This is a genomic window from Micromonospora sp. NPDC006766 (assembly GCF_040636055.1).
Classification (GTDB): domain Bacteria; phylum Actinomycetota; class Actinomycetes; order Mycobacteriales; family Micromonosporaceae; genus Micromonospora.
Genome location: NZ_JBEYIX010000071.1, coordinates 1 through 23,116 on the forward strand (window position 1 = coordinate 1; position 23,116 = coordinate 23,116).

22 protein-coding genes and 1 pseudogene are annotated in these 23,116 nt (G+C 68.5%); 12 read left to right on the plus strand and 11 right to left on the minus strand.

The features are described from left to right. The 9 genes from ABZ671_RS30255 to ABZ671_RS30295 all read left to right on the plus strand — a co-directional run. Positions 1-1,544: alpha/beta fold hydrolase (locus ABZ671_RS30255; protein WP_357864525.1), on the plus strand; the 1,544-nt coding region annotated here is incomplete at its 5' end. A 124-nt stretch (positions 1,545-1,668) separates the two neighbouring features. Continuing rightward, entirely contained in the window at positions 1,669-2,568 is a 900-nt protein-coding gene (locus ABZ671_RS30260) for an ACP S-malonyltransferase (RefSeq protein ID WP_357864561.1), read from the plus strand. Positions 2,569-2,603: 35 nt separating this feature from the next. Beyond that, a complete protein-coding gene (locus ABZ671_RS30265; protein WP_357864527.1) occupies positions 2,604-2,852 on the plus strand; it encodes an acyl carrier protein in 249 nt (82 codons plus the stop codon). Positions 2,853-2,854: 2 nt separating this feature from the next. Beyond that, positions 2,855-4,465 (plus strand): AMP-binding protein, encoded by a 1,611-nt coding sequence (locus ABZ671_RS30270; RefSeq protein WP_357864528.1) that lies wholly within the window; start codon positions 2,855-2,857, stop codon positions 4,463-4,465. Then, complete coding sequence (locus ABZ671_RS30275; protein ID WP_357864531.1) at positions 4,462-5,973, plus strand: AMP-binding protein; 1,512 nt, start codon at positions 4,462-4,464, stop codon at positions 5,971-5,973. Before ABZ671_RS30270 ends, ABZ671_RS30275 begins: the two co-directional genes overlap by 4 nt. Then, positions 5,970-7,223 (plus strand): type III PLP-dependent enzyme, encoded by a 1,254-nt coding sequence (locus tag ABZ671_RS30280; RefSeq protein ID WP_357864532.1) that lies wholly within the window; start codon positions 5,970-5,972, stop codon positions 7,221-7,223. Before ABZ671_RS30275 ends, ABZ671_RS30280 begins: the two co-directional genes overlap by 4 nt. Positions 7,224-7,266: 43 nt before the next feature. Beyond that, on the plus strand, positions 7,267-7,728 hold the full coding sequence (locus ABZ671_RS30285) for a cobalamin-dependent protein (RefSeq protein ID WP_357864534.1): 462 nt from the start codon (positions 7,267-7,269) through the stop codon (positions 7,726-7,728). Further along, entirely contained in the window at positions 7,725-9,029 is a 1,305-nt protein-coding gene (locus ABZ671_RS30290) for a methylaspartate mutase (protein WP_357864535.1), read from the plus strand. Before ABZ671_RS30285 ends, ABZ671_RS30290 begins: the two co-directional genes overlap by 4 nt. After that, complete coding sequence (locus tag ABZ671_RS30295) at positions 9,026-9,775, plus strand: alpha/beta fold hydrolase (RefSeq protein ID WP_357864538.1); 750 nt, start codon at positions 9,026-9,028, stop codon at positions 9,773-9,775. The genes ABZ671_RS30290 and ABZ671_RS30295 overlap by 4 nt, the downstream gene beginning before the upstream one ends. A 345-nt stretch (positions 9,776-10,120) precedes the next feature. Here ABZ671_RS30295 and ABZ671_RS30300 read toward each other — a convergent pair whose 3' ends face one another. The 5 genes from ABZ671_RS30300 to ABZ671_RS30320 form a co-directional block, all read right to left on the minus strand. Continuing rightward, positions 10,121-11,059 (minus strand): hypothetical protein, encoded by a 939-nt coding sequence (locus ABZ671_RS30300; RefSeq protein WP_357864540.1) that lies wholly within the window; start codon positions 11,057-11,059, stop codon positions 10,121-10,123. A 317-nt stretch (positions 11,060-11,376) separates the two neighbouring features. Beyond that, the gene (locus ABZ671_RS30305; protein ID WP_357864541.1) at positions 11,377-11,592 is read right to left on the minus strand and encodes a hypothetical protein; all 216 of its coding nucleotides are present in this window, start codon (positions 11,590-11,592) and stop codon (positions 11,377-11,379) included. Between the two features lie 97 nt (positions 11,593-11,689). Beyond that, a complete protein-coding gene (locus tag ABZ671_RS30310) occupies positions 11,690-11,857 on the minus strand; it encodes a hypothetical protein (protein ID WP_357864544.1) in 168 nt (55 codons plus the stop codon). A gap of 454 nt (positions 11,858-12,311) precedes the next feature. Then, complete coding sequence (locus tag ABZ671_RS30315; protein WP_357864545.1) at positions 12,312-13,718, minus strand: hypothetical protein; 1,407 nt, start codon at positions 13,716-13,718, stop codon at positions 12,312-12,314. Continuing rightward, positions 13,715-14,326: a hypothetical protein gene (locus ABZ671_RS30320; protein ID WP_357864547.1), complete on the minus strand. Its 612-nt coding sequence runs from the start codon at positions 14,324-14,326 to the stop codon at positions 13,715-13,717. Before ABZ671_RS30320 ends, ABZ671_RS30315 begins: the two co-directional genes overlap by 4 nt. Positions 14,327-14,503: 177 nt before the next feature. Here ABZ671_RS30320 and nrdR point away from each other — a divergent pair. Continuing rightward, positions 14,504-14,976 (plus strand): annotated as a pseudogene (nrdR, locus tag ABZ671_RS30325) (transcriptional regulator NrdR); the annotation flags it as partial. A gap of 479 nt (positions 14,977-15,455) precedes the next feature. Here the strand turns inward: nrdR and ABZ671_RS30330 are convergent. Beyond that, positions 15,456-15,857 (minus strand): GntR family transcriptional regulator, encoded by a 402-nt coding sequence (locus ABZ671_RS30330; RefSeq protein ID WP_357864548.1) that lies wholly within the window; start codon positions 15,855-15,857, stop codon positions 15,456-15,458. A 129-nt stretch (positions 15,858-15,986) separates the two neighbouring features. Here ABZ671_RS30330 and ABZ671_RS30335 point away from each other — a divergent pair, with 129 nt between their 5' ends. After that, entirely contained in the window at positions 15,987-16,364 is a 378-nt protein-coding gene (locus tag ABZ671_RS30335) for a hypothetical protein (RefSeq protein ID WP_357864563.1), read from the plus strand. Between the two features lie 336 nt (positions 16,365-16,700). On the opposite strand, the gene tnpB is transcribed toward ABZ671_RS30335, so the two are convergent. The 4 genes from tnpB to ABZ671_RS30355 form a co-directional block, all read right to left on the minus strand. After that, positions 16,701-18,161, minus strand: coding sequence for an IS607 family element RNA-guided endonuclease TnpB (tnpB, locus tag ABZ671_RS30340; protein ID WP_357864549.1), 1,461 nt, complete (start codon positions 18,159-18,161; stop codon positions 16,701-16,703). Next, positions 18,158-18,733, minus strand: a complete 576-nt coding sequence (locus ABZ671_RS30345; RefSeq protein WP_357864551.1) for an IS607 family transposase — start codon at positions 18,731-18,733, stop codon at positions 18,158-18,160. The genes tnpB and ABZ671_RS30345 overlap by 4 nt, the downstream gene beginning before the upstream one ends. 27 nt (positions 18,734-18,760) lie before the next feature. After that, a complete protein-coding gene (locus ABZ671_RS30350) occupies positions 18,761-18,946 on the minus strand; it encodes a DNA-binding protein (protein ID WP_357864553.1) in 186 nt (61 codons plus the stop codon). Between the two features lie 306 nt (positions 18,947-19,252). Next, positions 19,253-19,447 carry a hypothetical protein gene (locus ABZ671_RS30355; RefSeq protein ID WP_357864555.1) on the minus strand — a complete coding sequence of 65 codons (195 nt, stop codon included), beginning with the start codon at positions 19,445-19,447 and terminating at the stop codon, positions 19,253-19,255. Positions 19,448-19,892: 445 nt separating this feature from the next. Between ABZ671_RS30355 and ABZ671_RS30360 the strand changes: the two genes are divergently transcribed. Beyond that, a complete protein-coding gene (locus tag ABZ671_RS30360; RefSeq protein ID WP_357864557.1) occupies positions 19,893-20,174 on the plus strand; it encodes a hypothetical protein in 282 nt (93 codons plus the stop codon). A gap of 70 nt (positions 20,175-20,244) precedes the next feature. Here the strand turns inward: ABZ671_RS30360 and ABZ671_RS30365 are convergent. Then, the coding region (locus tag ABZ671_RS30365; protein ID WP_357864559.1) for an SDR family NAD(P)-dependent oxidoreductase at positions 20,245-23,116 on the minus strand (2,872 nt) is incomplete at its 5' end.

Genomic DNA, 23,116 nt, shown 5'->3' on the forward strand with positions numbered 1-23,116 from the left:
TGCTGGCCGCCGGGCAGGGCAACTACGCCGCCGCGAACGTGTTCCTCGACGCGCTCGCCGCGCACCGGCACGCCGCCGGGCTGCCGGCCACCGCCCTGAGCTACGGCCTGTGGCAGGCCGAGACCGGGCTGACCAGCCTGATGGACGACGGCCACCTGCAGCGGATGGACCGGCTCGGCCTGCCCGCCCTGCCCACCGCCGACGCGCTCACCCTGCTCGACCGGGCCGTCGCGGGCGACCGGGCGCACCTGGTGCCGATGCCGGTCAACCGGGCCGCGCTGCGCAAGCGCACCGACGACCTGCCCGCGCTGCTGCGCGGCCTGGTGCCCACGCCCCGCCGCAAGGCAACCCCCGGCCGGTCGACCGCCTCGCCGCTGCGTACCTTGCGGGGGCTCTCCGACGAGGCGCAGCTCGCCGAGCTGACTCACCTGATCCGGGGTTGGGCCGCGGAGATCCTCGGGCACAGCGGGCCGGAGGACGTCGAGCCGGAGCGCGGCTTCCTGGAGTCCGGCTTCGACTCGCTCACCGCGGTCGAACTGCGTAACCGGATCAACGCGGCGCTCGAGCTGTCCCTGCCGGCCATGGCGGTGTTCGACGCGAAGACCCCGGCCGAGCTGGCGCGGGTCGTCCAGGCCGAACCCGCCCTGGCCGGTTCCGGCGTCGACCGCCCGCAGGCCGCCTCGGCCAACCCGCCGGACACGCTCTACCACGTCTTCCTGGACGCGGTCATGGCCGGCCGGCTACAGCCCGGCCTGACCATGCTGAAAAGCGTCGCCGACCTGCGTTCGTCGTTCGACGGGCCGGAGGACTACGCGGCGGATGGCTCATCGCTGCCGGCGCCGGTGACCCTGGCGGCCGGAACGAGCGGCCTGCCGCGGCTGATCTGTCTGAGCACGCCGACCATCGCGGGCGGGGTGCACCAGCACGCCCGACTCGCGGCCCGGCTCACCGGCGGACGGCACGTCACCGCGCTGCCCACGCCCGGGTTCGGGCGCGGCGAGCCGGTGCCGGCCTCGTTCGGAGCCGCCGTGCGGGTCCTGGCCGCCGCCGTCCTCGCGGCGGCCGAGGGGGAGCCTTTCGTCCTGCTCGGCTTCTCCTCCGGCGGTCTGCTCGCGCACGCCACCGCGGTCCACCTGGAGCAGTTGGAGCGCGCCCCGGTCGCCGGGGTGGTGCTGCTGGACAGCTACCCGGTGCAGGCCGAGAACGACGGCATCTTCGGGCACATGGCGATGGCCATCCCGGAGAAGGAGGTCACGTTCGGTCCGTTCGACAGCGCCCAGCTTTCCGCCTTCGGCCGGTACGTCGACCTGCTGCCCGATTTCCGCCGGGAGTCGGTCACCGCGCCGGTGCTGTTCGTGCAGGCCGCCGACTCCTTCGTGGACGCGTCTCCGCAGGACAACTCGTGGCAGGCCACCTGGGACGGCGCGGACGCCGTACGGACCGTTCCGGGCACCCATTTCACGCTCGTGGAATCGGACGTGGAGACCACCGCACGGGCCGTCGACGAATGGCTTTCCATGGTGCCGGCCCCGATTTCTCATTAGGGGTGCTAGGGGCTTATATCCGGCCCCCGGCCAGCGGAAGATTGAAATGTACGAGGCTGACGGAATGGGGATCACGAGCATGTCCCAGGTAATCGGCAATGAGTCTGCATTGGTATTCCCCGGAATGGGCCCGGTGGCATTCGACGAGGTTTCCCGGTTCATGGTGGCCAATGCCTTCGCCCGTCGCCGGGTCGCCGAGGCGGACGAGGTGCTCGGCTACTCCCTGGTCCGTCGCTACCGCGAGACGCCGGGGGAGTACAGCGAGGCCGCGCAGCTCGCCTTCCTGGTGAACTGCCTGGCCCTGGCCGACTGGCACGCCGACCAGAACGATGTGCGGCCGGCCGTGGTGACCGGCGCCAGCTTCGGCGGCAAGGCGGCCGCGGTCTGGGCGGGTGCGCTGTCCTTCGCCGACGCGGTCCGGATGACCGCCGGGTTCGCCCGGCTGATGACCGACTACTTCGCCACCAGCCACACCGACGTGGTCACCCAGTCCTGCGCCCGTACGGCCCCCGACCGGCTCCGCGAGATCCTCGCGGAGCTGGACGAGGCCGGCGAGTGGTACGACATCTCCTGCTACGTGGACGACGACTTCACCATGCTGTCGCTGCGCGAGCACCGCGTCGAGTGGCTGGCGCAGCGGCTGCGGTCGATCGGCGGCCTGCCGCTGTACACCCTGCGCCCGCCGATGCACTCCAGCGTCTTCGGGGAGCTGCGGCGCCGGGCGGAGGCCGAGGTCGTCGCCGATATGCGCTTCGCCGACCCGCAGATCCCGCTGGTCGCCGACCTCGACGGGGGCCTCCGCGGCACCGCCGCCGAGGTCCGCGAATGGCTGCTGGACGGCTTCGTCCGGCCGGTGCGCTGGCCGGCCGTGGTCGCCACGCTGCGCGGCCTCGGGGTCGGCACCCTCCGCGTGGCCGGCGCCGACAGCCTGTTCACCCGGGTGCCGTGCACCACCAAAGCATTCACCGTCGTCGGGGCGAGCCCCCGCACGGTGATGCAGCCGCGCCGCCGGGTCGCGGTCTGACCACCGATTTCCTCATCAGAAGTGGAGCCAGTGACATGTGGGACGCCAAGTTCGAGGAGACCCTGCGGCAGTTCGTACCGTTCCTCGACGACGACGAGCCGCTCGCCCCGGACACCAGTCTGCGGGACCTTGGCCTGGACTCGATGGGAATCATCGAGATGATGGCCGTCCTGGAGGCCGAGTACGAGGTGCGCTTCCGCGACGACATGCTGAACATGCAGACCTTCGCGACCCCCGGCGCGCTGTGGGGCGGCGTATCGAAGATGGTCGAGACAGTCTCATGACGATGCTCGACACGGTGGCCTACCCCGGACCGGTTGCCCCGGCCGGGGGAGACCCCGATGACTTCGGCATCCACGCACGGTTCGGCCGGGGCCTGGCGATCTCCCCGAACGGTACGGCGATCCGGGCCGGCACCCGCACGATCAGCTACACCGAGGCCCACCGGCAGGCACTCCAGTACGCCGGTTCGATCCGCCGGGTGCTTCCCCGCCCGGCCCCGGTGGCCGTGCTGGCCGGGCGCAGCGTCGAGGCGTACCTCGGAATTTTGAGCTGCCTCTACGCCGGCGCCACCGCGGTGCCGCTGCTCGCCGACTTCCCCGCCGCCCGGACCGCGGAGATGATCCGCGTGGCCGGAGTCCGCGCCCTGATCGCCGACGCCGAGGGCGCCGCCCTGCTCCCACAGCTCCGCGAGCTCGGCGTCGACCTGCCCGTCCTGGTCGCCGCCGGCGACGCCGAGGCGACCCGACCGATCGTGACCGACCCGGCGCACCGGCTGGAACGCCCGTGCCGGTCCGACCCACAGGACATCGCGTACGTCCTGTTCACCTCCGGCTCCACCGGCACACCCAAGGGCGTCCGGCTCAGCCACGCCAACCTGCGCCACTACTTCGACCTGATGGACCGCCGGTACGACTTCAGCGCCACCGACGTCTTCTCCCAGGCGGCCAACCTGAACTGGGACTCGGCGGTATCCGACCTCTGGTGCGCGTGGGGAGTCGGAGCTCCGCTGGTCTCCGTCCTGCCGGCGCACTACCGGGACCTGCCCGGGTTCGTCGCCGAGCACCGGGTCACCGTGTGGTTCTCCGCGCCCAGCACGATCGGGCTGGCCCGCCGCACCGGCAAGCTGACCCCGGGCGCGATGCCGACGTTGCGCTGGACCTACTTCGGCGGCGAGGCGCTGCGCTTCACCGACACCGCCGACTGGCAGGCCGCCGCACCGCACTCCGCGGTGGTCAACGTCTACGGCCCCACCGAGATCACCATCACCACACACCGGCACACCTGGTCCCCGGCCGTCTCCACGGCCCTCGGCGTCAACGGCGTGGTGCCGCTGGGCGAGCTGCACGAGGGGCACGTCCAGCTGCTGATCGCGCCGGGCGGCACCCCGGTCAGTGGGGAGGGCGAGCTGTGCATCGCCGGCCCGCAGCTCTCGGCCGGCTACCTCGACCCGCGCCACGGCGCCGACCGCTACCTGGAGCACGACGGCCGCACTTTCTACCGCACCGGCGACCTGGTCCGCGAGGTGGCCGGCGGCGAACTGGTCTACCTGGGCCGGGTCGACTCCCAGGTGCAGGTGCACGGGCTGCGCGTCGAGCTCGGCGAGCTGGACCACGCGGTGCGGGACTGCCCGGGCGTGGAGGACGCGGTCACCGTCGGCGCGGCCGTCGGCGGCACGACCGAACTGCTCGTCTTCTACACCGGCGAGCGGCTGGTGCCGGCCGAGCTGGCCCGGCACGTCGGGCGCACCGTGCCCTGGCAGATGGTTCCGAAGCACTACCGGCACGTCACCGAGTTCCCCCTCAACACCAACAAGAAGATCGACCGGCTGCGGCTGACCGCGGAGGCGACCACCCAGCTCAGCCGGACGACCGTTCGGACAGGAGACCGGTCATGAACCCCTCGGCCCTCGACGACCAGTTGGTCCACTCCCTCCTCGACGCGGCGGCGGCTGACTCGCCGACCCGCTGGGCGGTCCGCGACGCCACCGGCCGGTGGAGCTACGCGCAGCTCGCCGACCGCGCGTACGCCTTCGCCGCCTGGCTGCGGGCGCACGGCGTGAACCGTGGCGACCGGGTTGTCGTGCAGTCACCGACCCGCCGGGAGCTGGTCGCCATGTTCTACGGCGCGGCCCGCGCGGGCGCGATCTTCGTGCCGCTGAACAAGGCGATGAAGCAGTTTCACCTGGCCTCGGTGGTCCGCGACGCCGACCCGGCGCTCATCATCGCCACCCCGGAACTGGCCGGCAACCTGCGCGAGCTCGACGCGGCCCCGCTGCACGACTTCGACGACGTCTGCCTCGAGGTGCTGAACATGTCCCGCGGCCCACGGTCCCCGCAGACCGTGGAGGTCTGGCCGACCGACCTGGCCGCGCTGATCTACACCTCCGGCAGCACCGCCCGGCCCAAGGCGGTGATGGCCCCGCACGCCCAGGTCACCTTCGCCTCCCGGGCGATCCAGGAGGAGATGCAGTACCGCCCGGACGACGTGGTGTTCTGCCGCTTCCCGCTCTCCTGGGACTACGGCCTCTACAAGGTGCTGCTCTGCGCGCTCGGCCGGTCCGAGATCGTCCTCGCCGACAACGAGTCCGACCTGGTGCTGCTGCGCCGGATGCGGGAGACCGGCAGCACCGTCCTCCCGATCGTCCCCTCGCTGGCCACCATGGTCACGCTACTGGCCAAGCGGTCCGACGACCCGATGCCGCCGTTGCGCCTGATCAGCAATACCGGCGCGGCCCTACCGGCCGCCACCATCGACACGCTGCGGGAGCTGTTCCCAGGGGTCCGGGTGGTCCGCCAGTACGGACAGACCGAGTGTAAGCGGATCACCGTAATGCCCCCCGAGGAGGACCTCGACCGCCCCGACTCGGTCGGCCGGCCGTTCCGCGGGACCACCGTGCGCATCCTCGGCCCCGACGGCGAGGAGGTGCCCGTCGGCCAGGTCGGCGAGATCGTCGTGGAGGGGCCGCACGTGATGCCCGGCTACTGGCGACTGCCCGAGCTGTCCGCGAAGACCTTCCGGCACACCCCCGGCGGCGACCTGCGCCTGCACACCGGCGACTACGGCAGCGTCGACGTCGACGGCTACCTCTACTTCGAGGGCCGCCGCGACGACATGTTCAAGCGCCGCGGCATCCGGATGAGCACCACCGAGATCGAGGCCGCCGCGATGGACATCGCCGGCGTACGGGCGGCGGCGGCCGTTCCCCCGGGCAACGGGTACGACCTGACGATCTTCGTCGAGTCGGACCTCGCCCCGCAGGTGGTCATCAAGGAGCTCGCCATCCGCCTCGAGCCGGCCAAGGTGCCCGCCGCCTGCCGGGTCCTGGAGACCTTCCCCCTCACCCTGCACGGCAAGAACGCCCGGCAGGCACTCGTCGAAATGCTCGAAGGGAACGACCGATGAGCCTCCCCAAGGAGGTCGCCGACCAGCTCGCCGCCCGGTACGGCACCCCCCTGTTCGTCTACGACCTGGACGAGGTCGAAGCGGCCCGGGACGAGCTGCTGGGCGCGCTGCCCGAGGAGTTCGAACTGTTCTTCGCGGTCAAGGCGAACTCGCATCCGGAGCTGCTCCGGGCGCTGCGCGGCACGCCCGACCACGGCTGCCGTACCGAGATCAGCTCCACGGGCGAGCTGGCCGTGTCGATCGCCGCCGGGCACGACCCGGCGCTGAGCCTCTACACCGGGCCGGGCAAGACCGACGGCGAGCTGGACACCGCGATCGCCGCCGGGGTTCGGATGTTCTCCGTCGAGTCGCTGACCGACCTGGAGCACATCGGCGCGGCCGCGCAACGGCACGGCGTCGTCGCCCAAGCGCTGCTGCGGATCAACCACGTGGCCGCGTCGGCCACCACGAGCATCCGGATGACCGGCACCCCGTCCCAGTTCGGCCTCGACAGCGAGACCCTCGGCGACCTGATGCCGCAGCTGCGCGCGGTGCCCGGCACCGAGCTAGCCGGCCTGCACTTCTTCCCGCTGAGCAACGCGCGGGACGAGGAGAGCCTGATCGGCGAGTTCCGGCACACCCTGGGCGTGGCGGCGGAGCTGTGCGCCGAACACGACCTGCCGCTGCGGTTCCTCGACATCGGCGGCGGGTTCTCCGTGCCGTACGCGGTGCCAGGGCCGCGGGCGTCGTACCCGAAGCTGCGCGCCGAGCTGGCCGCCACCCTCGACCTGCACTTCCCTGACTGGCGGGAGGGCAGACCGCGGATCGCCTGCGAGTCGGGGCGCTATCTGGTCGGCGCGTCCGGCACCCTGATCACCCGGGTCATCAACATCAAGCAGAGCCGTGGCCGGGCCTTCGTCATCGCCGACGCCGGCATCAACACGTTCGGTGGCATGTCCGGCCTCGGCCGGCTGCTGCCGGTCGCGGTGCAGCCGGACGCGGAGGCGACCCAGAAGGCCAGCCTGGTCGGCCCGCTGTGCACGCCCGGCGACGTGCTGGGGCGACAGATCGCGCTACCCGATCTGCAGATCGGCGACACCGTCGCGATTCCCAACGCCGGCGCCTACGGACCGACCGCCAGCCTGCTGATGTTCCTGGGCCGCCCGGCGCCGACCGAGGTGGTGATCCGCGGCACGGAGGTGCTCTCCGTCTCGCGGATCGAGCACGAGCGCACCTGGTCGGTCGGCAGCGGGCCCCTCGTACGGATGTGAGGACGCATCCCGAGCAACCCCGACCTCCCTGAATGGAGTCCTTGTGATCAACGGCAACCACTTTTACGGCGTCGACCGGCAGCCGACGGCGATCGTGTCCACCGTGGCTTCCGACTCACACACCTGGAACCTGGTCTTCCTCCAGCTGCTCCTGGAGGAGCACGGCTACTCGGTCGCCAACCTCGGCGCCTGCGTGCCGGACGACCTGCTGCTCAAGGAGTGCCGAGAGCTGCGGCCGGACGTCGTCGTGATCTCCTCGGTGAACGGCCACGGCCACCAGGACGGCCGCCGGGTCATCCGCCAGTTGCGGGACTGCCCGGAGCTGGCCGAGACCCCGATAGTGATCGGCGGCAAGCTCGGCATCGCCGGCGGCGAGGGCGTGACGTACGACGACGACCTGCGCGACGCCGGATTCACCGAGGTCTTCGAGGACGGCGCGCCCTCGCGGGTCACCTTCGACCAGTTCCTCCGGTCACTGCCGGACAGAGCCGGGGTGGCGGTATGAGCCCGGGCCACGCACCGAGCCGCGACGGCGCCACGAACCCACAACCGATCGACTTCGGTGAGTTCGTGCGCCGTCGCGGCGGCCGCGGCGCCCTGGTCGTCCAGCCCCGGATGGGTTTCAGCGACCCGGCCCGGATGCGGGCCGGCCTGCTGGCCACCCGCGCGGCCCACGCCACCACCGTCGGCACCATCACGCTGGACAGCTACACCCGGGTCGGCGAGTTGCGGGCCGCCGGGCGTGCGCTGGCCGAGGGGGTGCCCCTGAACGGCTATCCGATCGTCAACCACCCACCCGAGGTCACCCGGACCCTGCTCGACGGGGTTCGCGACGACGACTTTCCGATCCAGGTGCGGCACGGCTCCGCGGTGCCCGCCCACATCTTCGCCAGCCTGGTCGCGCTGCGCCTCAACGCCACCGAGGGCGGCCCGGTGTCATACTGCCTGCCCTACGGGCGGACCCCGCTGGCCGAGTCGGTCGGCAACTGGCGACGCGGCACCGAGCTGTTCGTCACCCTGCGGGAGCAGGGCGTCGAGCCGCACCTGGAGACGTTCGGCGGCTGCATGATGGGCCAGCTGTGCCCGCCCAGCCAGCTCGTGGCGATCAGCGCGCTCGAAGCGCTCTTCTTCCACCAGCACGGCGTACGCAGCCTGTCGGTCAGCTACGCCCAGCAGACCAGCTTCGACCAGGACGTCGAGGCGGTGCTCGCGCTGCGCCGGCTCTGCGCCGAACTGCTGCCCACCCCGAACTGGCACGTCGTCGTGTACGCGTACATGGGGATGTATCCGGTCACCGGGATGGGCGCGTACCGGCTGCTGGAACGCGCGGCCGAACTCGCCGTGATGACCGGCGCGGAACGCCTCATCGTCAAGACCGAGGCGGAGGCCCGGCGCATCCCCACGATCGCCGAGAACGTCGCCGCCCTGGAATGGGCCGGTGCGGTGCGCAGCGATGTCCGGCTCGCCGCCGGCATCGATTCCGAGACGTACGCCGAGGCCGCCGCACTGGTCCACGCCGTGCTGAACCTCGACGCCGACGTCGGCCGCGCCCTGCTCGCCGCGTTCCGCCACGGAATCCTGGACGTGCCGTACTGCCTGCACCCCGACAACATGGGCCGCACCCGCAGCTACCTCGACACCGACGGCTGGCTGCGCTGGGCCGCCACCGGCTCGATGCCGCTGCCCGGCGCGCCCGGTCGTCGGCGCCCCCGGGTGCTCACCTCGGCCGGGCTGCTCAATGACCTCAGCTTCGTTCGGCGCTCCTACGACGGTGTGCCGGCCGCCCCGACGAAAGCCTCAGCATGACTCTCTCGCCACCGGCGCTGGACACCAGCGCATGGATCCGACGATTCCACCCCGCGCCCGATGCCACGGCCCGCCTGGTGTGCTTCCCGCACGCCGGCGGGTCGGCGTCGTACTTCTTCCCGGTCTCCCGCACCCTGTCGCCACGGTTCGAGGTGCTCGGCGTGCAGTATCCCGGTCGGCAGGACCGTCGGCACGAGCCCTGCGTCGGCGACCTCGTCGAGCTGGCCGAGCTGATCGTTCCGCAGCTGGAGCCGTGGCTCGACCGGCCGGTCGCGTTCTTCGGCCATAGCCTGGGCGCCAGCCTCGCCTTCGAGGTGGCCCGCCGGCTGCCCGACGCCGACCTGACCCACCTGTTCGTCTCCGGCCGGAGCGCACCCACCTGCCCCCGCGACGAGGGCATGCACCTGGTCGACGACCACCGACTGGTCGCCGACCTGGCCCGCATGAGCGGCACCGACGCCGCCGTGCTCGGCGACGAGGAAATCCTGCGTACGGTCCTGCCGGCGCTGCGCAGCGACTACCGCGCCGCGGAAACCTACCGCTACCGTCCCGGCCCGCCGCTGAACTGCCCGATCACCGCACTCATCGGCGACCAGGACGACCAGGTCAGCGAGGCCGAGGCCCAGCCGTGGGCCGAGCGCACCACCGGTGCCTTCACCCTGAAGGTCTTTCCCGGCGGCCACTTCTATCTGAACGACCACTCTGCGGCCGTCCTCGCCCTAATCCGCCAGCAGCTGATCCGCTGACTCACGCTTCTCCGCAACTGGGCCGGCCCGCTGAAAGGCGGGCCGGCCCGAGCAGAATCAGCACGGGTGGTTTGCGAGCCCGAAGCCGGGCTGAGTGGCTAATTGGGTGACGACCGGGCAGGCCGACGCGAAGCGCCCACCGATGATGGTGGACTGTTCCGGAAGTCACCCAAGCTGCTCGCCCAGCTTGTCGACGGCTGATCATGCTTTCGGGACGAAGGAGTCAAGCTCCGCCAGCGAGACGGCTGCCGACGGAGCTTGACATCCATAGAAGTATCGGGATGGCGCTAGTAGCACGGCGGCCTGTGATAGCCACGACAAGGGTCACGAGGAGGCTTACCTGCGTCATGGACCAATGCCGAAGTATGAACCGAGGGCTTGTGCGACAAGGTCCCCAGCGGCTCCGCTCCCTACCGCACCCGCTCCAGAGACGGCAGATAGAGCGAAACGAGACCACCACCTACTTACGCGGGGTCCCGGCTCGGACGGGTTCACGCCGTTGTTGTCGGCGCGGTCCTCTGCGAGGGCCGCCCTAAGGTCATTTACCAAGCTTGGGTCAAGCTTGGCGGCCAACAAAGCACGAATCAACGCCTCTTCGTCACCGCGAGATGGCAAAATTGCTGTTTGTTGAACGTTGGTGCTCCCTATGGCGATGTTTCCGGGTGCCCCATAGATATGATTATGAAATATCTGGTTCATCCGCTCAGATGAAACGTTCGGTCCATTTTTCTCTCCGGCGGTCGGAGCAACGTCCTCAAGGGTCAACGCAAGGTCAAGGATCCGCGAGCGAACGCTGTCCAGCACCCCGGCGACAACGCTAGTAGGTATCGGTCGATAGGCTTGGTTCAGTACGAGTCTTCCGTCAAGGCTCAACTTCCCCTCGCGCATTAGCATCTGGGTAAGCATCAACGCGTCAGCCGGCCATTCACTCCGCAGCGTCTTATCGCTCCGCGCCATCTCCTCTAGTTCTGCGACGGGCTGGTAGAACGAGACACTGAACAGAAGCTCGCGATATTCCTTTGGAAAGGCCACGGACGGGATTGGAGCATTCTGGAATCCTGACCCGAACGGTCCAGAGAAGTGGCCGTAGACCTGTGATTGAAACGGCCCGCGATACGCAGGAAGTTTGACGTCGTCGCGATAGCCCGAGAGCTCGTGATCCACCCAATCGCCAAGTTCCTTCGTTCGCGTCCGAGCGGCGATTACCTTTAGCTTTCGTAACAAGTCCTGTACTGGAACCTTGGAATTAGTTGCCTCGGCGACTAGTTCTTCTACCAAACCCACGGGATCTCCTCGATGAGCAATCGGTCCAGTCTGACGAGCTTGGTGATCATTGCGAGCGTAGCTGTAGACAGCAACAGTGACAGCAGTCGGTCGAGAGGAAGACGGCCGCCGCCAGTGGGTAGTGGACCTTGCACTCGTAGTCTCCTGGCGTAGCTGGGTGACTATTTGGGTGACGATCGGGACGGACAACGGCGGACTGTCGCGGACACTGGGGGGCCGTCCTGACAGCTCAACGGCTTCAGAACCACAGGTCAACGTCCCGGGTTGGTTGCCTAGGGGTCAAGCTTTGCTTGACCCCTAGGCCATGAGTTGGTTGGTTAAGCGCTCTTGCAGGCCACGAGGCCGACGATCGCTCCGAACCCCAGTTTGAAGGTTGTCGAGCAGGCCTCAGCGAGGGTCGCCGCCTGCTGCGTGTCGATTCGCAGCACCACCAAGGCGGCCTGCAAGGTAAGGGAAAGCAGCGTGAGGGAGAGCACCGCGATAAAGATCAGCTTGAAGCGCGGGGTGAGATCCGATCGCTTGTTTGCGGGCATGCGGATAGATCCCTTTCGGGGCTATCCGACCGCGCCCCAGGTCGATCGGGCTCTTGCCGCAACCGCGACGGGGCAACCTGGAGACGATCCTACAGGGTCATCGGACCGGTAGCACCTGGGTCTTCCCCGTGATGCGGGCCTTCTCGAACGGTTCTCGTAGGAGAGCAGCGTCCAGGACTCCCGAGGTGATCATCGTGATCCGCTTGATCCCGTTCGGCGGACCGGCCGCGCCGCTCTTTGGGAGCCGGGGGCTGCCGGTGGTCATGTGGTCCCCGTCCACGCGCTTGAAGTGCCGAGGGCAAACCTCAACCTCTAGATCGCCCGTGAAGTCAGCGGGTACCACCGCTTCGATCCTGTTGCCCGATCGCTTGGACACCCAAAGGCCGGCAGGGTCGCCCGGAAGGCGTGGTGCGATCGCCTCGATGGTTCCGAGTAGCTTGCCGCAGCCGCGAGCGCCGCAGCGAACCTCGACTAGGTGCACCGCTCCTCCAACAGTCATAGCCAGGCCGCAGCCAGGCCGTCAGGCGTTGAAGGACTCTGACCAACGACGACCCGTGGTGACCGTGTTTGCCCAGGTTGCCGTAGGTGGCCGACCTGGCGACCGGCCATGACGGCAATGCCTAGCTGTAGTTGATGAATTGCAGGTCCGTTGCCTGGGGGTTAAGCGCCGGCTTGACGGCACGTACGAGACCATCGGATGGCGACCAAACCCGAACGCATCACTCCCAGAGCGGCGGCTGGACAATTTCGCCGTTACTCTCGCGCCTCATGCGCGCCGTCAAATCCGAGGTCTCTCGCTCCCCCAGTTGCAGGAGCAGTTTGATGGCGGCTGGGCCGAGTTCGCGGATGGTGAACGTGGCGTTTGTGTGGCCGGTAGCGGTTCCCGTAATGAAGTCCGCAATTAGATTGCGTCCACTCGTCATTGCTATTGCTGCGCTATTCGCAATAGAACCACCCCGTGAAGCTAGCTGGCCGAAGTCTGGGCTGTCGACAACATCGGCGGCGCCAACGGCCTCGATCGAGATGGCGAAGCTGTTCTGCTTCACCTTGACCTCAGTCATCCGGACACCGAGATCACGAATGGCCGATACCAGCGACTCGACAGGAATTCCTCTCCGACTGTCATAGGCGGGGAGATCGGTGGAGCGCGGTGCAAAGAAGGCAGTCCACCCGATACCCCGCAGGACGAGGCAATTTCTCTCAATGCTCCAATGGGCTGGATCTTGCTCCGTCGCTGGATCCGCACTACCAAAGACGCGAACCCCTCTAGCAACGAGGCGATCAGCATTAGCTTCTACCAACAGGCCTAAAGCCAGGGGGCCTTGCAACTCGCCGAGAGCAGTCAACTGGTCAAGTGTAAGGCTGTGGCCAATCCTGCGCCAGAACCGAATATCATCCGTATCAAGAGTCGAGAGAACCAGCGCAAGATCCCTGCTCGTCATCGGCCCGACTATGTTGCGCGCAGAAGGGAAATTCTCTACAGCGCCGCCATGGCCTTCCCAGACTACTTGATATAGCCTACTGAAACGCCCGGCCTGCTCGTCGTTAAGTATTGCTTCGGCCCTCGACAGGGCGGCGCGAATAGGCTCAGGCTCTAGGCTCGCGGCCCCGTCAAAACCGATGACAGCAGACTCAGCCACGGCCCGCGCTGAATCCCCGTCGACGACGCCTAGGCCGCCTCGCATTACGGCATTAGATAAGACCGATGTTATGGGGGACTCGAATGCAGTCAACTCTTCGATTGCCGCTGGATCCGTAACGAGAGCAGAAGCTTCTATCGCAGCCTCTGAAAGCTCTAGCCTCGGCCGCTCATCCCGCCTCTGATTCCATGTATCAAGAGTGAGAATGATTGGATGACTATCGGAAATTGCCCGGAGATCAGAGGCGAGCCAACGTGGATCCGGATTGGTTCTCAGAAAGACCAGCCGTTCGCGTCCCTCTTTAGGCCATGTAAGTACTAAGTCTGGGGCGAACGTGTGGTTGAAGAACTCAGTCTTCCGAACCTGCATACTCGGGTCGCCCGCATGAAGGAAGTTACTAACGGTGGTCTTCAAGTAATCTATCCGGCTGTCAGGGGTGTTGTAATCGAGGGCTCGACTTAGGGCGACACCTATGCTGCCGTTCATCTCGACTCCTCATCAACACCCATGAACGCTCTAAGGCGGTTGTAGTTGTCGGTAGTTATCACTAAACTCTCTTGCTCCTCGCAGAGAGTTAGTAGCCACAACCGATTTGTGAGTTCATAAACGACTTGTTCGTTGAGCTTTGCCTTCGCTTCCTCAACAGAAGTTGTCCCAAAGACGCGATGAATATTCTCCTTATGCAGGAGATGCTTCTTGATGGTTTCCGGCGTCCGATGCTTGTGCCAACTCTGAGCCTGGAAGGGGGCCCATGAGAGCCAGATCAGATTATCGCAGTAGTCCGGCTTGTCCTGAAAAGCCACGTAGCACTCCGCAATAAACTCCGCATACTCCCTCGCGGAGTCCATTTCGTACTTATAGGCCTTCACCTCGGCCATGAAAGATTTGTCGTGCAGGGCGCCGCCGCGCAACTTTCCGCCGATGTCGAAGCTGAATGACTGGCCGCCATGCGGCCACCTGAAATGGAGGAGGTCGCCAAAGACCTTTTCGGTATTCGTGTAAATGGACGAAACGCGCGTGGTGTTGTCCAGCCAGCGTTTGGCGCGGTCAATGCCGATGCTGCCCGTCTGCTGGTGTATCTCGCCCGCCACCATGACGGAAGGGTATAGGAACCTTACCGAGGGCAACAGATGCAAGATCGGTGACGACGTTCAGGGCGACGGAGCCCTGGGCCGTCTATGCCTTGACGGGGTGGTCGAACGCTGACCAATGATGGCCAGAGAAGACCGGCAGCACCCGACAAAACAGCAGCTCAAGCCATGTTGCGGCATCTGGCCTGGTGGGCGACGGACGAGTCGACCTGTACGCCGGATTCTGGTTCCGCCGTTTCGTACTGCCGCCATGCCGACTTCGGGTCGTCGACTCGCGGGAGGCCGACGACGGCCAGCTCATCCGGCGGCGGCGGTCCTGCCCGGAGTGCGGCAAGCGGTTCACCACCGTCGAGGAGGCGGTGCTCGCGGTGGTCAAGCGCAGCGGCGTGACCGAGCCGTTCAGCCGCACCAAGATCATCGGCGGGGTGCGCAAGGCGTGTCAGGGCCGGCCGGTCGACGACGACTCCATCGCACTGCTGGCCCAGAAGGTCGAGGAGACCGTGCGGGCCAAGGGGGCCGCCGAGATCCCCAGCCACGAGGTCGGGCTGGCCATCCTGGGCCCGCTGCGCGACCTGGACGAGGTGGCCTACCTGAGGTTCGCCAGCGTCTACCGCTCCTTCGACTCGCTCGCCGACTTCGAGCTCGAGATCGAGGCCGTCAGTTCTCTGCCTCATGTGCCGGTGGGATCGAGAGAGCACTATGAAACGGGAGGAAGCATGACAAACAGTAACGCCTTGGATGATATTTGCCAGATTGCCCAGGAGGAGTTCCCGAGTGAAGTTGTCGAAGGAAGGCGTGTGTGCTGTCGATGTGGAAAGCCATGGCCACACCGCCGGCGAGCCCGAGCTGTGAGAGGGGCGGCTTGACATCAGCGATTGAAACCAACGGCAGCGGCCGTGGCCGGATGCGCTCGCACGGATTTCCCCTTCAGTCTGGACGCAGCGGGCCGTCACTGGATTCTGGGACGCTTGCCGGAAGCGCCTTGTGAGTGAGGGGTCAAGTTCTCCGCCGAGCAGCCAAGCGAGCAGCCAAGCCGCCGACCGCCGGCGGACGATCCCGGACCGTGGCACGATGTCGGGCACGAGGCCCAGCCGGCGGACCAGCGCCCGGCTACCGACTCGTAATGCGTAGGTCAGCGGCCGACGCGGATGCGGTCGGCGGGGTACACCTCGCGGGAGCCGTCGGCGCGGAAGACCACCAGGACGGGGACGCCTTCGCCGATGTCCAGTTCCTTGCGCTCTTCAGGTGTGGGCATCCGAGCTGAGGCGGTGTCGCCCTTGAGTAGGGTGACCGTCTCGGTCGGCTCCATGCTGCGGACGAAGGTGCCGCGTGGGGGTTGGACGATCACGAGCCCTTCCGACCGGAGTAGGGAGATGGCCTGCCGGACGCTTGTCCGGCTCAGTCCATACTCCTGAGCCAGCCGCAGCTCGCTGGGCAGCGACGCGCCGGGCGCGAGGTCGCCGGACGTGATCCGGTTGCGCAGTAGGTCGGCGAGCTGCCGAAACACTGCGCGATCCGCGCTGGGGTCGATCACGAATGTGACGCTACGTGGCCAACAGGTCTACAGATTATTGTATCTACAGTCCTACGTATGTACGGTGACGTGGCAGGTGCGGCGGTCGGATGACCAGCGAAGGCCCGGCCGCCGTGCCGTCGACGAGAGCTGAGGGGGAGATCCGGTGCGGCGTGTCTCGTACGAGGAGTACCTGCTCGCCGCAGCGATGACTCTCGCAAGGCGGCATCGGCCGGCGTGGTGTTGGCGGCGGTGGCGGCGGGTCTGCCGATGCGGTGCCGAGCTGCCGTGTCGCGCTCGGCATCGGATTCCGATCAATCGTGGTCACTGGCCGGGGGAGGGGGAGCAGTGAACGACGGGCAGGAGCAGGCGATCCTCGCGGTGCACGTCCGTGGGCTCGACGGCATGTGCGTCGGGTGCCGGGCGTGGTGGTCGCGGCTGGCGCCGTACCCGTGCTGGCAGGTGGAGTGGGCGACCAGCCGGCAGGCCCGGACGATCACCGCCCGGTTCCTGGGCGGTGTGCGGTGACCACCCACGGCCCGGCCATGCCGATCTGGAACTGCGGCGGCTGCGGTCTGCCCTGGCCCTGCCCGACGCGGAAGCGGGAGCTGCGGGCCGAGTATGCGGACGCTCCGGTGTCGCTGGCCCTCTACCTCGGCTCCTGCTTCGCCCAGGCCGCCGAGGACATTCCCTGGACGTCGGCCGGAGCGCTGCATCGCCGTTTCCGATGCCTGGGGCCTTTCGCATGCTCTAGCCCGCTTCGCCCTCAAGCTCCCTGTGGCGCTTCTCCTCCCAAGCCGTTGCTGATTCCGTAGTCGGATGTCAGCAATCCCGGCCTTTCGGCGGGGAAGGTCCGTAACGGTGTCACCGAAGCGCGGGTTGCGGTCCGGTGTCCTGATGACGGTCTCGCGTTTCCTCCTGCTGCCGTTGGTGTGGCAGGGTTGCGCCACCTGCCCGCCCACCCGTGGCCGTGCGGCTGCGGGTGGTGGTGCGGGTCTTGCGGTCGGCTCCACGCGGTTTCGGCGCTTGCGCGTCCGGGTCTCCGGCCACTCCGGTACCCGTTGCTTGTGCCGTCGCGAGGGCGGCGAGGTTGCGGGCTGCGTTGGCGTCCCGGTCGAGGACCAGGTCGCAGGCGTCGCAGGTGAACACTCGGACGTGCAGCGGCAGTTTGGCTTTCACCACGCCGCAGTTCGAGCAGGTTTTGGACGACGGGTACCAGCGGTCGGCGAGCACGCGGGTGCCGCCGGCCCAGCCGGTCTTATACGTGATTTGGCGGCGGATCTCTCCGAACCCGGCGTCGGCGATCTTGCGGGCCAGACGCCGGTTGCGGAGCATCCCGGCGACGTTGAGGTCTTCGACCACGACGGTGCCGTACTCGGCGGTGATGTCGGTGGTGAGCTTGTGCAGCCCGTCGGTGCGGAGGTTCGCCACCCGGTGGTGCACGCGGTTGCGTTCGGCGTTCGCGACCGCCCACCGCCTAGACGGCCGCTGCCCGGTGCGCCGGTCCGGCCCTCTGCGGCGCGAGACCCGGCGGGAGAGCTGTTTGAGGTGTTTGAGCGCGGCGTCGTAGTGCCCGGGGTTCGGCACGAACCGCACCTCGCCCTGACTGTCGGCGATCACCGCGAGACACTTCACCCCCAGGTCCACACCCGCCACCACACCTGGGCGCGTCGGAGCACGGTCGGTGGCGCGTTGGATCTCGACCTGGAAGGCGACGAACCACCGTCCCCGCTCAAACTTGACCGTCGCGGACAGGATGCGGGCGGTGCCGTTGCCGATGCGGCGCTCAAGCTTGCGCGTGGACTCGTAGGTGCGGATCGTCCCGAGCCGCGGCAGCGTGACATGCCGCCGGTCCGCCTCGACGCGGATGGTGCCGGTGGTGAACCGGCACGCCAGCCGAGCCGTGTGCTTGGACTTCCGCCGAGGCAAACCCACCCGCTTGCCCTTGCGCTGGCCGCGTTTGGATTGGGCGTAGTTGTCGAATGCCGCCGCCGCGTTCGCCAGGCCCGTGTTGTACGCCTCTTTCGAGTTCTCCTGCCACCAGTCGGCGAAACGCGGATCGGTCTTCTTGACCTCGTTGAACACCTTCCGCAACGCCATCAGCGACCACGGCCGCCACGGCGTCTGCTCCTCCTCGGCGATGCCGTAGGACTCTTCCGCCTTGCGCTGCCACCACGACGCCATCACCCACGACACGGCCCAGTTGTAGGCGGCGCGAGCCGCACCACAATGCGACCGCAACCGCTGCTCCTGCCCGACGTTCGGATCCAACGCGAAACGAAACGCCTGCACCACGAAACCCGGCCGCGGCTCAAACTTCCTCACACCGACGCTTCCTCGCCGGTCGCGGCGGCCAGAGCACGCGCGGCACGGTTCCTTCCTGCCCGCTGCCCGTACAGCCGGACACACAACGACCTCAGCACGTCGCCCATGTCCTCAACCAGGTCGTTCGCGGACTCTTTTGGGTCGAGGACCACCAGGCGACGCCCGGTCGCGGCGAGCGCGGCTTGCAGGTGCTCCACACCGAACCGGGCCAGCCGATCCTTGCGCTCGACGACGATCACCGCCCCTGTCGGGTCGGCGAGGAGGCGGTGTAGCTTGCGGCGCTTGCCGTCCAGGCCCGAGTCGATCTCGGTCACGATCTCCGCCACGGCCAGGCCCTGGGCGTTCGCCCCCTCCACCACCCGCACGGCCTGACGATCCAGGTCACTCTCCTGATCACCGGAGGAAACCCGGCAGTAGGCGACCACACGACCGGCCGCAGCCGGAGCCTTATCCACGGTCCACGTACCAGACGGCACCTGACGAACAGGTACCGGCATCCTGCCGTCCCTCACCCGCCGCCAAGCAGTCTGATAGGTCACGCCCTGCTCGCGCGCCCAGCCAGAAAGCCTCACATCCCCACAATACATGGAAATGTTCGACTATTGCTGCCCATAAACCCCGGATCTGTTGCCAACCCTGATGTCGGCTGTCGCCCACACTCGACCCACGGTCAGGTGAGCGATCGGCTTCGGGAAGTCCGCACGATGGGCGAGCGTGTTGGCGCGCTGCCTCGACACACCGAGGAAGGCGGCTATCTCGGCCATGGCCATGACGACCTCGGTCATCGGTGAAGACCATCCTTTGGCCTCTTTTGAGTAAACAGTTGGCTCTTGTGGCCGGGCGCCCCTTCAGTGTCGCGCAGTGGATCGATGATCCGTGCGGCGCTGCTTCCGCCGAGGCTGTTCCTGCGGTCTGAGGTGGAAGACATGCCCCAACAAACGCCAGGCGATTACTTGATTGTTGCGGCCGGGGGTCGCGCCCGATGACCCTTGCCGGCGGCGCGGGCTGTCGCAGCACTCGCCCGTTCCACTTCCGCAACCTCGCCGCGACGCGCTCACCGCCGCCGACACGCGGGTCACCCCGATCGATGCCTACTTGCTGTCGGCGGTCGGGTCGGGCCGATGCTGCGCTATCCAGCGTTCAACGTCGCTGCGAAGCCACACCCGACCCATGATCAGGGTCTCCACGGGGTCAGGGAAGCCCTTGGAGGAGACGATTACGTCCACGCGCTGGCGGCTGATGCCGCCAAGCATCAGGCGAATCTCTGCGGTCCCCACAAGCTTCACACCTTGACGGTAGACAACGGGCCTGCTAGGAAAGATGTCAACGGGAGTTGTCAGCGGGGCGTGCCGTTGACAGGTGACAACAAAGCGCGGCACGATTGATGGATGATGTCAGCGAGACGCTTGATGCGAGTCCTGGCCCGTCACCTGCGACGGAAGCGCAGTCAGCCCGAGGTCGGGCTTCCGGGCGCAGCAACGATCTACACCGCTCAGGCGGGCTGCCTGAGCCCGTCGGCTGTCGCACAGATCAAGAGCAACCAGAGGGGTCACCGGTGAGGGTGCTTCCGGAGTCCCCGCCTGCGGTTCAGATGGCGTGGGCCTGCATCGACTTTCATGATCGGAACAAATGCTGCCGCTGTACGCCGGAGGGGTGCGTCAGGCTGGACGCCGCCAGGCGGCTCATCGACGCGTACCGGGCGATCCGCCGGCGCCTGCTGGCGGCGCTGCGATGACTCTCAAGCCTGGTCGGGCGTACTACCTCACGAGAGAGGTGAGCGTCCAGTTCGTCAACCCGTACCCGATCCGGGTGATCCGAACGCTCGACTGGCCGACTTACGACGGCTGGGCCTGGGTTGAGTGCTACGAGCTGAACGAGCGCGGCGACGCGGTCGCCAAGCGGGAACTGTTCGTCCAGCCCGCGAAGATGCGGCCGTGGGTTCCATTGGCGCAGCGTCGAAAGCTGGCGATGCGGGCACCGATCAGGAGAACACCGGTGCGGGTGGAGTCATGACGTTGGGGGAACGGAACGGGCCGCCGGCGGGTGCCGGCGGCCCGAAACCTGAGACGAGCCCAGCAACGGATCAGTGGGGGAAGGCGCCCAGCTCGGCGTCGAGGATGTTGAACAGCTCCGCCGCGCTGGCCGCGGACACTTCGTCGCGGTCCTCGGTTTCCGCGCTGCCCCCGAGCCGGGCGGCCAGCGCCCGCAACCGGCCCGCGATCCGGGCCTGCTCGTCCGGCGACTGCGGGGTGTTCTCCAGCATCGCCTCCAGCCGCGCCAGCCCGTCGAGCACCGTGGCCTCCGGCGCGGCGGCCGGGGCCAGATCCGCGAGGAGTTGCGCGGTGACGGCCTGCGGGGTCGGGTGGTCGAAGATCAGCGTGGCCGGGAGCTTCAGACCGGTGGCGTTGTTCAAAGCGTTGCGCAGCTCGATCGCGGTCAGCGAGTCGAAGCCCAGATCCTTGAACGGCCGGTCCACCTCCACCGTGTCCGGGCCGGCGTGGCCGAGCACGGTGGCGACGTGCGTACGGACCAGCCGCAGCACCAGGTTCTCCCGTTCCTCGGCGGCCAGCCCGGTCAGTCGTTCGGCCAGGCTCGCCCGTCCGGTGGCCGCCTGACCGCCGGACGCCTCCCGGCGCGCCGGTCGCGGCCGGCGGGCCAGATCACGCAGGAGCACCGGTACGTCGTCCGCCCGGCTGCCCAGCGCCACCGGATCCACGTGCATCGGGACCAGGTTCGCCCGCCCGCTGGCCAGGCCCGCGTCGAACAGCGCCAGCCCGTCCTCGACCGCCAGCGCCGGCGTGCCCAGTCGGCGCATCCGGTCCAGGTCGGCCGCCGCGAGGTCGCCACCGAGACCGGTGTTGACCTCCCACAACCCGTAGGCCAGCGAGGTGCCCGCCAGCCCCCGGTGCCGCCGGTGGTGGGCCAGCGCGTCCAGGAACACGTTCGCCGCCGCGTAGTTGCCCTGCCCGGCCGCCAACACCAGGCCACCGGCCGAGGAAAGCACCACGAACGCCTTGAGCTCCCGGCCCGCGGTCAGCTCGTGCAGGTGCCATGCGGCGTCCACCTTGGGCGCCAGCACCGTGCGCAGCTTCTCCGGGGTGAGGTCGGCGACCAGGGCGTTGTCGGCCACCCCGGCCGCGTGCACGATCCCGGTCACGCCGTCGACCAGCCGCGCCAGATCGGCCCGGTCGGTGACGTCGCAGGCTTCGATGCGTACGTCGGCGCCAGCTTCACCGAGACGCTGCCGCAGGTCCGCCGCGCCGTGGGCCTTCGGGCCGCGACGGCTGGCGAGGATCAGTTTGCGTACGCCGTGAGCCCGTACCAGATGCTCGGCGAGCAGCGCCCCGAGGCCGCCGGTGCCGCCGGTGACCAGCACCACGTCGTCCGCCGTCCAGACCACCGGCTCGACCGCCGCCGCCGGCACCAGCCGGGGCGCGAGGAGCTGCCCGTCGCGGACCGCGAGTTCCGGCTCGCCTGCGCCGACGGCCCGGGTGAGCATCTCGTCGCCGACCTCGCGGTCGGTGTCGAGGAGGACGAACCGGCCCGGGTTCTCGGCCTGGGCCGAGCGCAGCAGCCCCCAGACCACGGCCGCGGCCGGGTCGTTGTCGTAGCCGGGCACGCCGGCCGCGTGGCGGGTCAGCACGATCAGCCGGGCGCTGGACAGCTCCGGCCGGAGCAGGAACGCCTGCGCCAGGGCGAGGGCCTCCTCAGCCGCAGTCCGGGCCCGATCTGGCACGTCACCGGTGCGAACCGATCCGGTGGGCACCGTGGCGACCACGGTGGCCACCCCGGAGACGCCGTCGAGGTCAGCGGTGCCGAGCACCCGGACGATCCGGCCGCCGTCCACCGCGCCGCGCTCCGGCACCGCCGACCAGTTGACGGTGAACAGCGAGTTCGCGATCGCGGAGCCGGTGCCGAGCTGGGCCGGTGTCACCGGGCGCAGGGTCAGCGAGCGGACCGTCGCGACCGTCGCGCCGAACGTGTCGGCGACCGTCAGCCGGACCGCGCCCGGCCCGGCCGGCGACAGCCGGACCCGGACCGCGTCCGCGCCGCCGGCCAGTAACGACACGCCCTCCCAGGAGAACGGCAGCATCGTCGCGCCCTGCTCGGCGCCCGCACCGACCCCGCCGTAGCTCAGCGCGTGCATGGTCGCGTCGAGCAGCGCCGGGTGGATTCCGAACCGGGCCGCGTCGGCGTGGCTGCCGTCGGGGAGCGCCACCTCGGCGTACACCTCCTCGCCCTGCCGCCACGCGGCCCGCAGGCCACGGAACATCGGTCCGTAGCCGTAGCCGGCGGCGGTGAGTTCGTCGTAGAGGCCGGAGACGTCGACCGGCTCAGCACCGGCCGGCGGCCACGCGGTCAAGGCGTCGGCGTCCGTGCTGGTTTCCGGGGCCAGGTAGCCGGCGGCGTGCCGGGTCCACGGGTCGTCCTCGGCCGCGTCGTCGGGCCGGGTGTGGATGCCGACCGGGCGGTACCCGGACTCGTCCCGGGGGCCGACGACCACCCGCAGCGTCCGCCCGCCCTGCTCCGGAATCGGCAGCGGCGCCTCCTGGATCAGCTCGGCCAGCAGCGGTACGCCAGCGTGCAATCCGGCGTGCAGCGCCAACTCGACGAACGCGGTGCCGGGCAGGATGGTGCTGCCGTGCACGGCGTGCTCGGCCAGCCAGCCCTCCGGCCCGAGGGTGAGCCGTCCGGTGAGGACGGTCGTGTCGGTGCCGGGCACGGTGATGACGGCGCTGAGGAGCGGGTGGTCGGGTCGGGTGAGGCCCATCGTGGTGGGGTCGGTGCTGGTGGTGGGGGCGTCGAGCCAGTACCGCTGGCGTTGGAAGGCGTAGGTGGGTAGGTTCACCCGCCGTCCGTCGGCCAGTAGTGGGGTCCAGTCGATGGTGGTGCCGCGGGTCCAGGCGGTGGCCAGGCCGGTGAGCAGTTCGGTCTCTTCCGGGCGGGTGCGGTGT

Bases quoted from the DNA above. Each gene is read 5' to 3' on its own strand.
- ABZ671_RS30260 (WP_357864561.1), top strand. From the start codon at position 1,669: ATGGGCCCGGTGGCATTCGACGAGGTTTCCCGGTTCATGGTGGCCAAT.
- ABZ671_RS30265 (WP_357864527.1), top strand. From the start codon at position 2,604: ATGTGGGACGCCAAGTTCGAGGAGACCCTGCGGCAGTTCGTACCGTTC.
- ABZ671_RS30270 (WP_357864528.1), top strand. From the start codon at position 2,855: ATGCTCGACACGGTGGCCTACCCCGGACCGGTTGCCCCGGCCGGGGGA.
- ABZ671_RS30275 (WP_357864531.1), top strand. From the start codon at position 4,462: ATGAACCCCTCGGCCCTCGACGACCAGTTGGTCCACTCCCTCCTCGAC.
- ABZ671_RS30280 (WP_357864532.1), top strand. From the start codon at position 5,970: ATGAGCCTCCCCAAGGAGGTCGCCGACCAGCTCGCCGCCCGGTACGGC.
- ABZ671_RS30290 (WP_357864535.1), top strand. From the start codon at position 7,725: ATGAGCCCGGGCCACGCACCGAGCCGCGACGGCGCCACGAACCCACAA.
- ABZ671_RS30295 (WP_357864538.1), top strand. From the start codon at position 9,026: ATGACTCTCTCGCCACCGGCGCTGGACACCAGCGCATGGATCCGACGA.
- ABZ671_RS30305 (WP_357864541.1), bottom strand. From the start codon at position 11,592: ATGCCCGCAAACAAGCGATCGGATCTCACCCCGCGCTTCAAGCTGATC.
- ABZ671_RS30310 (WP_357864544.1), bottom strand. From the start codon at position 11,857: ATGACCACCGGCAGCCCCCGGCTCCCAAAGAGCGGCGCGGCCGGTCCG.
- ABZ671_RS30315 (WP_357864545.1), bottom strand. From the start codon at position 13,718: ATGAACGGCAGCATAGGTGTCGCCCTAAGTCGAGCCCTCGATTACAAC.
- ABZ671_RS30320 (WP_357864547.1), bottom strand. From the start codon at position 14,326: ATGGTGGCGGGCGAGATACACCAGCAGACGGGCAGCATCGGCATTGAC.
- ABZ671_RS30350 (WP_357864553.1), bottom strand. From the start codon at position 18,946: ATGACCGAGGTCGTCATGGCCATGGCCGAGATAGCCGCCTTCCTCGGT.
- ABZ671_RS30360 (WP_357864557.1), top strand. From the start codon at position 19,893: ATGACTCTCAAGCCTGGTCGGGCGTACTACCTCACGAGAGAGGTGAGC.